Raw genomic sequence first — 6,538 nt, forward strand, 5'->3', positions numbered from 1 at the left:
ATCTGTGGGCGCAGTGTGCATTTTAAAGGGATCGGCCGGCGCCGGCCTTGAACCTGAGCCGGGAGCGGTCACAATAGCGGCTTCCCCGGCCGGTCGTTCCGGCGCCGGATGAGTTCATCTATGGGTTCCAGATTTTCAGCCTACTGGCGACTGATGCGGTTCGACCGCCCCATCGGCATCCTGTTATTGCTGTGGCCGACGTGGTGGGCGCTGTTGCTGGCCGGTCACGGCCGGCCCGCACTGCGCAACATTGTTGTATTCACGCTGGGTGTCATCGTGATGCGGGCGGCGGGTTGTGTCATGAACGACATTGCCGACCGGAAATTCGATCCCCATGTCGAGCGCACCCGCAGCCGGCCGCTGGCCAGCGGTGAACTCGGCGTGCGGCAGGCGGGAGCCGCGTTCGTGCTGCTCCTGGCTCTGGCGTTCGGGCTGGTGTTGCTGACCAATGCTCTGACCATCATGCTCGCCTTCGCCGGGGCGGCCCTCGCCACCAGCTACCCGTTCTTCAAGCGTTTCACCCATCTGCCGCAGGTCATGCTGGGAGTTGCCTTCGGCTGGGGGATTCCCATGGTGTATGCGGCGGAAACCGGCGGCGTGCCCGGCGCGGCCTGGGCGCTGTTCGCGATCAATGGCATTTGGGTGGTCATTTACGACACCCTGTACGCGATGGTCGACCGCGAGGACGACCTGGCCATCGGTGTGCGCTCCAGCGCCATTCTGTTCGGGCGTTTCGACCTTGCCGTGGTCGGGGGTCTGATGATTCTGATGCTGGTCGCGTTGTGCGTGTTCGGGTGGCGCCAGTGCCTGACCTGGCCCTGGTTCGCCGGAACCGCCGGCGCCGCACTGCTGTTCGCTCACCAGTTCTGGCGGGTTCGCCACCGTGACCGGTCCCGCTGTTTTCGGGCTTTTCTGGACAACAACCGGGTCGGTTTGCTCATCTGCGCCGGACTGATGGGTCATTACCTTCTGAACGGCTGAGCCCGATTCAAATCCGTGGTTGCCACGGCGCCGGAACCCGCGCGACCACCCAGGCCGCCACTTCCACCGCGCCCGCCTTGAGCAGGGTGCGGGCGCACTCGTTCAGGGTGGTGCCCGTCGTCAGGACATCGTCCACCAGCGCGATCCGCCGTCCGGCCGCTCCGCCACAGCGAAAGGCGCCACGCAGGTTGCGGCGTCTGCTGCGAAGGTCGAGTCCGGATTGCGCGGAAGTGGCCCGTGCGCGCCGCAGCAAGCCGCAGTCCACCGGCATCTCCAGCACCGAGCCGAGTCGCCAGGCGAGCAGCTCCGACTGGTTGAATCCCCGTTTGGCCCGCCGCACGAAATGCAAGGGAACCGGTACCAGCGCATCCGGCCGCCAGGTGATCCGTTCCGCGAGTCCCGTGGCCAGTTCGCCTGCCAGAAGGTGGCCGGCGGCGAGTTGGCGCCGGAACTTGAACTGCCAGACAAGCCGGTCGACGGGGTAGGTATAAGCGAGGACGGCGGCGGCGCTCCGGAAGCCTGGCGGACGCCGCAGGCAGGCACCGCACAGCCGCCCCGGCGGAGGCCCCGGCAGGGCACATTGCCGGCAGCCGCCCGCCAGGCGGGGCAGGTCCGTCCGGCACGGGCGGCACAGGCCGTGGGAATCGGCGCTGGCGCCGCACAACAGGCAGGTGGGCGGCAGTAAGCCGTCGAGGAAGCGCGCGGCGAGGGCCCGGGCTGTCGAAGGTGGGTGGTTCTCGGGGTGACGCATCGCAAAAGCTCCTGCTTGCCGCCAGTATGCTTGCGATCCCGCCCGCCGGACGACGGATATCCACCCGGTGGACCGTAGGAAAGTGGCCCGGCCGACCCCACCTCGTTAACGCAGATCCCGGTGAAGTGGATGGATTCGACCGGGGCGCCGCGCGGCGGCTTGGACCCGCGTGGAACGGCAGGCAGAATGGACTTTCGATTCACGGGCATCGGGCGCGATGGAACAGACAGGCGGATCATTGGCGGACGAATCCCTGCGTGGTGCATTCGAGCGGTTGGCGGATGCTTACGATCGGCATGCCGTGCTGGAGCGGGAAGTGGGCGATCGCCTGCTCGAACGGGCCGGTTTTCAGCGGCGTGAGCCGGAGCGGATTCTCGATCTCGGCTGCGGGACGGGCTACGGGGCGGAAGCGTTGAAGCGCCGCTACCGGAAAGCCGAGGTGGTTGCCGTGGATTTTTCGCCGGCGATGTGTGAACGGACCCGGGTGCGCTCGCGCATGCTGCGTCCCTTGCGGCTGGTGTGTGGTGATTTTCACGCACTTCCACTGGCCAGCCGGACCATGGACCTGATCTTTGCCAACCTGGGATTCCAGTGGAGTGGCGACCTGCCTGCATTGTTCAACGGCTTGCGCCGTGTCATTCGTCCCGGTGGGCTGCTGCTGTTCTCGTGCCTGGGCCCGGTTTCGCTCCGGGAGTTGCGGCAGGCACTGCCCCGGGCCGGGTACACCGATGCGATGCGCAGTTTTCCCGATATGCATGATATTGGCGACGCGCTGGTGGCCGCCGGTTTCGACGAACCGGTGATGGACGCAGAGGTGCTGACCCTGGAATATCGTACCTTCGACGCCCTGCTCCAGGATTTGCGGGCCACGGCGGCGCACACCCACGTGGCTTCGTGGGAGTCGATCGAGCCGGCGAAGCTGCAATCGGGCTGGCCGGTCCACGGTCAGTCATTCACCCAGAGCTGGGAAATTGTCTACGGTGCGGCATTCGGGCCGGCCGAAGGGCGGCCGGTTCGGACGGCCTCGGGGGACGTGGCGACGTTTTCCGTGGAAGCCTTGCGGCGCGGACCCGGAGGTTCGTGATACAGTCTGTGTCGCACGGAGCGATTTCTTTGCCAAAAGGCCAATCGTCGGCTATTATTTCTATGGGCAACCAGAAATAATTACTGTATAGTAACGAACAGATCAGATCGGAGATGTCGTTCCCCCTTACGACGCCTCCGTTCCGAGACCGGTGTTCCCCTTGCACTAGGTCTCACGAAAGGGCCGGTTTACCCCTTACCGGCCCTTTCTTTTTATCCCTCCCTGAAATTTCGTCTGCCTGGCTGTCGCTCGCCTGAATTCAGGTCGTGCGTTTTGTCAGACCGTGCGCCGTTTCAGGGCTGGTGTGGTCGCGCCAGATACTCGTGGGTCTGCATTTCTGCGAGTCGGCTTGTGGTGCGCTGGAATTCGAAACGCAGCCGCCGGCCCGTGTAGAGGGTCTCTACCGGTACCGCGGCCGACAGCAGCAGCTTGACGCCGTGGTCGTAGAACTCGTCCACCAGCACGATCAGGCGCCGGGCCGCGTTCGAATCTTCCTCGCCCAGTTGCGGAATTCCCGAAATGACCACGGTATTGAACGCCCGTGCCAGTTCGATGTAGTCCACACTGCCCCGGGGCTTGTTGCATAACTCATTGAACGTGAACCAGATAATCCCGTCGCCTCGTCGTTCCGCCTGCAGCACCCGATCATTGATCTTCAGGTCTGCATCCAGCTCGCAGCCTGCGGCCATCTGCTCGAACTGGTGAGACAGCGCTTCGTCGGCGTCCGCGCCCAGGGGCCAATGAAATACGGGCGATTGCTCCAGGATGCGCAGCCGGAAATCCGTGTCTCCGGCCAGGTGGAGCACCTGGGTGTGGCGCTTGATCAGGCCGATGGCGGGCAGGAACTTGGCGCGCTGGAGCCCGTCGCGGTACAGGTCGTCCGGAGGCAGGTTGGAGGTTGTGACCAGGGTGACACCGCGTGCGAACAGGCTTTCGAGCAGGCCGGCCAGGAGCATGGCGTCGGCAATGTCGCTGACGAAAAACTCATCCAGGCACAGAACGCGGCATTCGCGTGACCAGTCCTCGGCGATCCGTTGCAGCGGATCGCGCGTGTTTTCGAGTTGCCGGAGGGCGTGATGAACCCGCTGCATGAAGCGGTGAAAATGGATTCGCTGTTTGCGGCGTACGGGTAGCGACTCGTAGAACAGATCCACCAGCCAGGTCTTGCCCCGGCCCACGCTGCCCCACAGATACAGGCCGCGGGAGGGAGGGGGTTCGCGGCCAGTCAGGCGTTGCCACCAGTTTGGTTCCGGTCCGTCCCGCAGTTCGCGCCACAGTGAATCCAGTGCCTGAACCGCCGCCCGTTGTTGCGCGTCGGGAAGTATCTCACCTGCCTCGACCAGCGCTTCGTAGCGGTCCTGCGGAGGAGGCAGCGGCATGCGCTCAGGGCTGGGCGGTGTTCCCGGAAGCTTCCGGCAGTTGTTCGCGGACGCCATTTTTCAGTAAGCCCCGCAGGTCCATCAGTCGCCGGTGAAAAAAGTGACCGGCCTGCTGCATGATGACCAGGTCGGGCGCCGGCTCGAGCGATTCGGCCCATTCCTGGACGGCATCGATGGAGACGACATCGTCCTCATCCCCCTGCACCACGAGCCAAGGGCATTCCGGGCGCGAGAGGCTGGCGAACTCGTAGCGGTCGACCGGCGGGGCGATCGAAATAAGCTGGCCCAGTCTGAGGTTTTGCGCCGCCCGCACCGAAACGTAGGCGCCAAACGAAAATCCGCCCAGCCACAGTTCGTCGTCCGGACGTACCTTGCGCACCCATTCGGTTACAGCGAACAGATCGTCGGTCTCTCCGTAACCATCATCGAACGAGCCTTCACTGGCGCCGACCCCGCGAAAGTTGAACCGCACCGTGTGCAGGCCCAGTTCGCGCATTGAGCGTTCCATGATGGTCACAACCTTGTTGCGCATGGTACCGCCGTGCTGGGGGTGCGGATGGCAGATGACCATGGTGGCGGGACGCTCTTCGCCCGGCTCCGGAACATCCACTGCGCATTCCAGCGCGCCGGCGGGCCCGCGAAGCAGTAAATCGCCTCGTTCCTGCGGGAAAGCGGGGGCGGAGTCAGCGGGGGCGGTTTGGGTCATCTGGCATCTGTCTTGCCGGCGGAGCGGGCATGATAACGCACCGGTGGCGGATCAGGCCAGAAACGCGCCCGAGCGGGCGTTCGTGCGGTCCTCGTTTGCGGTAAACGGCACGCCGCCGCCGTTCGATTCTGGTATCGTGCCCGCCATGAATTTCCTGGCCCATCTCTGGCTGGCCGGTGAGGACGAAGGTCTCCGGCTCGGCGCGATGCTGGGGGACTTCAAGCGCGGCCGGCCCGACAATCTGAATCTGCCGCTTCCGGTGGAGCGTGGAGTTCTGCTTCACCGGTTCATCGATCAGCACGTCGATGCCCTGCCTGAGGTCGCGCGTCTCCGTGAGGAGTTCGATGCACCCTTTCGCCGCTACAGTGGCATCATCCTGGATCTCGCCTTCGATCACGAACTGGCCCGGCGCTGGACGGAATTCTCACCCACGCCCTTGACCCGCTTTGACTTCGAGGTTCGCCAGCTGCTGTCACGCAACGAGGCTTTGCTGCCGGAGGATCTTCAGGTGTTCATGCGTTACGCGGATCGCCGCGGCCTGTTTGCCGCCTATCGGGAGGAGTCGGAAATTCTGCACAGTCTGCGGGGAGTCGGGCGCCGCCTGTCACGGGCCAATCCGTTGCATCGCGTGGATGAGATCTGGCCGCAGATGCGCGACCGTTTCCGAACCGGATTCGAGCAGGTTTTCCCGATCGTTCGGGACGCCGTGGATCAATGGCTTGAAGAGTCCGGCGAGACCCGGCAAACGGCCTGATCACTCACCGCCGTACCATCAACGGCGGGAGTAGCCGGGCGTGGTTTACTGCAGCATGAAATCCACAGCGGCCTGAATCTGCTCGTCCGTCAGGTCCGGGCGTCCACCGCGTGGTGGCATCACGTTGAGGCCGTTGATCGCACTGGAAACGAGTCCGTCCGTGCCCTTGGCGGCGAGCCGTTCGGCCAGCGCATCGGACCCCGGGATCGGCGCGCCCGCGACACCGGCTGCATGGCAGGCCATGCACACGGACTGGTACACCTGTTCCCCGTCGACCGGTCCTGCGGCTTCGGCAGCGGCGGGTGCCGCGGCGGCCGCCGCCTGAGCCAGCGCGGCCTGGCCGGCTTCTCCCGCCCGCACGTCGGAAACCGGCGCCAGGCGCTCTTCGATAAAGGCCTGTTGGCTGGGGTTGGCGGCCGGGTCGGGTTCGTTACGCACACTGACCGCCAGCACGATGATGGTGACCGTCACAGCCACCAGGCCAAGTATGATGCCGCTGAATCTGCGGAGAAAGACGCGGTCGTCTGCTTGATTCATGGAGAACCTCTGAAAAACAATTCGGAATTGGTTGGCGGCAGGATCCGTGACCCGCCACCCGGGCCGCCGGAACGGCCCGGCAGGGCACGTAGTATAGCCGCTGGCCTGCCGCATCGGAAGCCGGTAACGCGTTTACTTCATGCCCTCAAAACCGCTAAACTACGCGCCCCAAAGCGCACTACGCGCCCGTAGCTCAGCTGGATAGAGTACTGCCCTCCGAAGGCAGGGGTCACAGGTTCGAATCCTGTCGGGCGCGCCATACAAACAGAGGTGCATTCCGATCACATGGTTTACACCTTATTCCGGGCACATGGTTAACACTGTGCCCGGCGCGAACGGATCAGGA

Annotated in this window: 7 protein-coding genes and 1 tRNA gene; 4 read left to right on the forward strand and 4 right to left on the reverse strand. The window is 64.5% G+C overall.

Features of this window, described 5'->3' with window-relative positions:
- Positions 1-120: 120 nt before the first annotated feature.
- Positions 121-981 (forward strand): 4-hydroxybenzoate octaprenyltransferase, encoded by an 861-nt coding sequence (ubiA, locus tag V3330_RS11025; protein ID WP_354695473.1) that lies wholly within the window; start codon positions 121-123, stop codon positions 979-981.
- Positions 982-988: 7 nt separating this feature from the next.
- Here the strand turns inward: ubiA and V3330_RS11030 are convergent, their stop codons facing one another.
- A complete protein-coding gene (locus V3330_RS11030) occupies positions 989-1,732 on the reverse strand; it encodes a double zinc ribbon domain-containing protein (protein ID WP_354695474.1) in 744 nt (247 codons plus the stop codon).
- A 169-nt stretch (positions 1,733-1,901) separates the two neighbouring features.
- On the opposite strand from V3330_RS11030, the gene V3330_RS11035 reads away from it, so the two are divergent.
- Complete coding sequence (locus tag V3330_RS11035) at positions 1,902-2,816, forward strand: methyltransferase domain-containing protein (RefSeq protein ID WP_354695475.1); 915 nt, start codon at positions 1,902-1,904, stop codon at positions 2,814-2,816.
- A gap of 293 nt (positions 2,817-3,109) precedes the next feature.
- Here V3330_RS11035 and zapE read toward each other — a convergent pair whose 3' ends face one another.
- Together zapE and V3330_RS11045 are read right to left on the reverse strand one after the other, a co-directional pair.
- Positions 3,110-4,195, reverse strand: coding sequence for a cell division protein ZapE (gene zapE / locus V3330_RS11040; RefSeq protein ID WP_354695476.1), 1,086 nt, complete (start codon positions 4,193-4,195; stop codon positions 3,110-3,112).
- Between the two features lie 4 nt (positions 4,196-4,199).
- Positions 4,200-4,805, reverse strand: a complete 606-nt coding sequence (locus V3330_RS11045) for an alpha/beta hydrolase (protein ID WP_354695477.1) — start codon at positions 4,803-4,805, stop codon at positions 4,200-4,202.
- Positions 4,806-4,944: 139 nt separating this feature from the next.
- Between V3330_RS11045 and V3330_RS11050 the strand changes: the two genes are divergently transcribed.
- On the forward strand, positions 4,945-5,655 hold the full coding sequence (locus tag V3330_RS11050) for an acyl carrier protein phosphodiesterase (protein WP_354695478.1): 711 nt from the start codon (positions 4,945-4,947) through the stop codon (positions 5,653-5,655).
- Positions 5,656-5,700: 45 nt separating this feature from the next.
- On the opposite strand, the gene V3330_RS11055 is transcribed toward V3330_RS11050, so the two are convergent.
- Complete coding sequence (locus V3330_RS11055) at positions 5,701-6,192, reverse strand: c-type cytochrome (protein ID WP_354695479.1); 492 nt, start codon at positions 6,190-6,192, stop codon at positions 5,701-5,703.
- A 182-nt stretch (positions 6,193-6,374) separates the two neighbouring features.
- Here V3330_RS11055 and V3330_RS11060 point away from each other — a divergent pair.
- A tRNA-Arg gene (locus V3330_RS11060) sits at positions 6,375-6,451 on the forward strand.
- Positions 6,452-6,538 lie beyond the last annotated feature (87 nt).

Origin of the sequence: Elongatibacter sediminis, assembly GCF_037892215.1 — a bacterium.
In the GTDB taxonomy this organism is placed as follows: Bacteria; Pseudomonadota; Gammaproteobacteria; order Xanthomonadales; family SZUA-36; genus Elongatibacter; species Elongatibacter sediminis.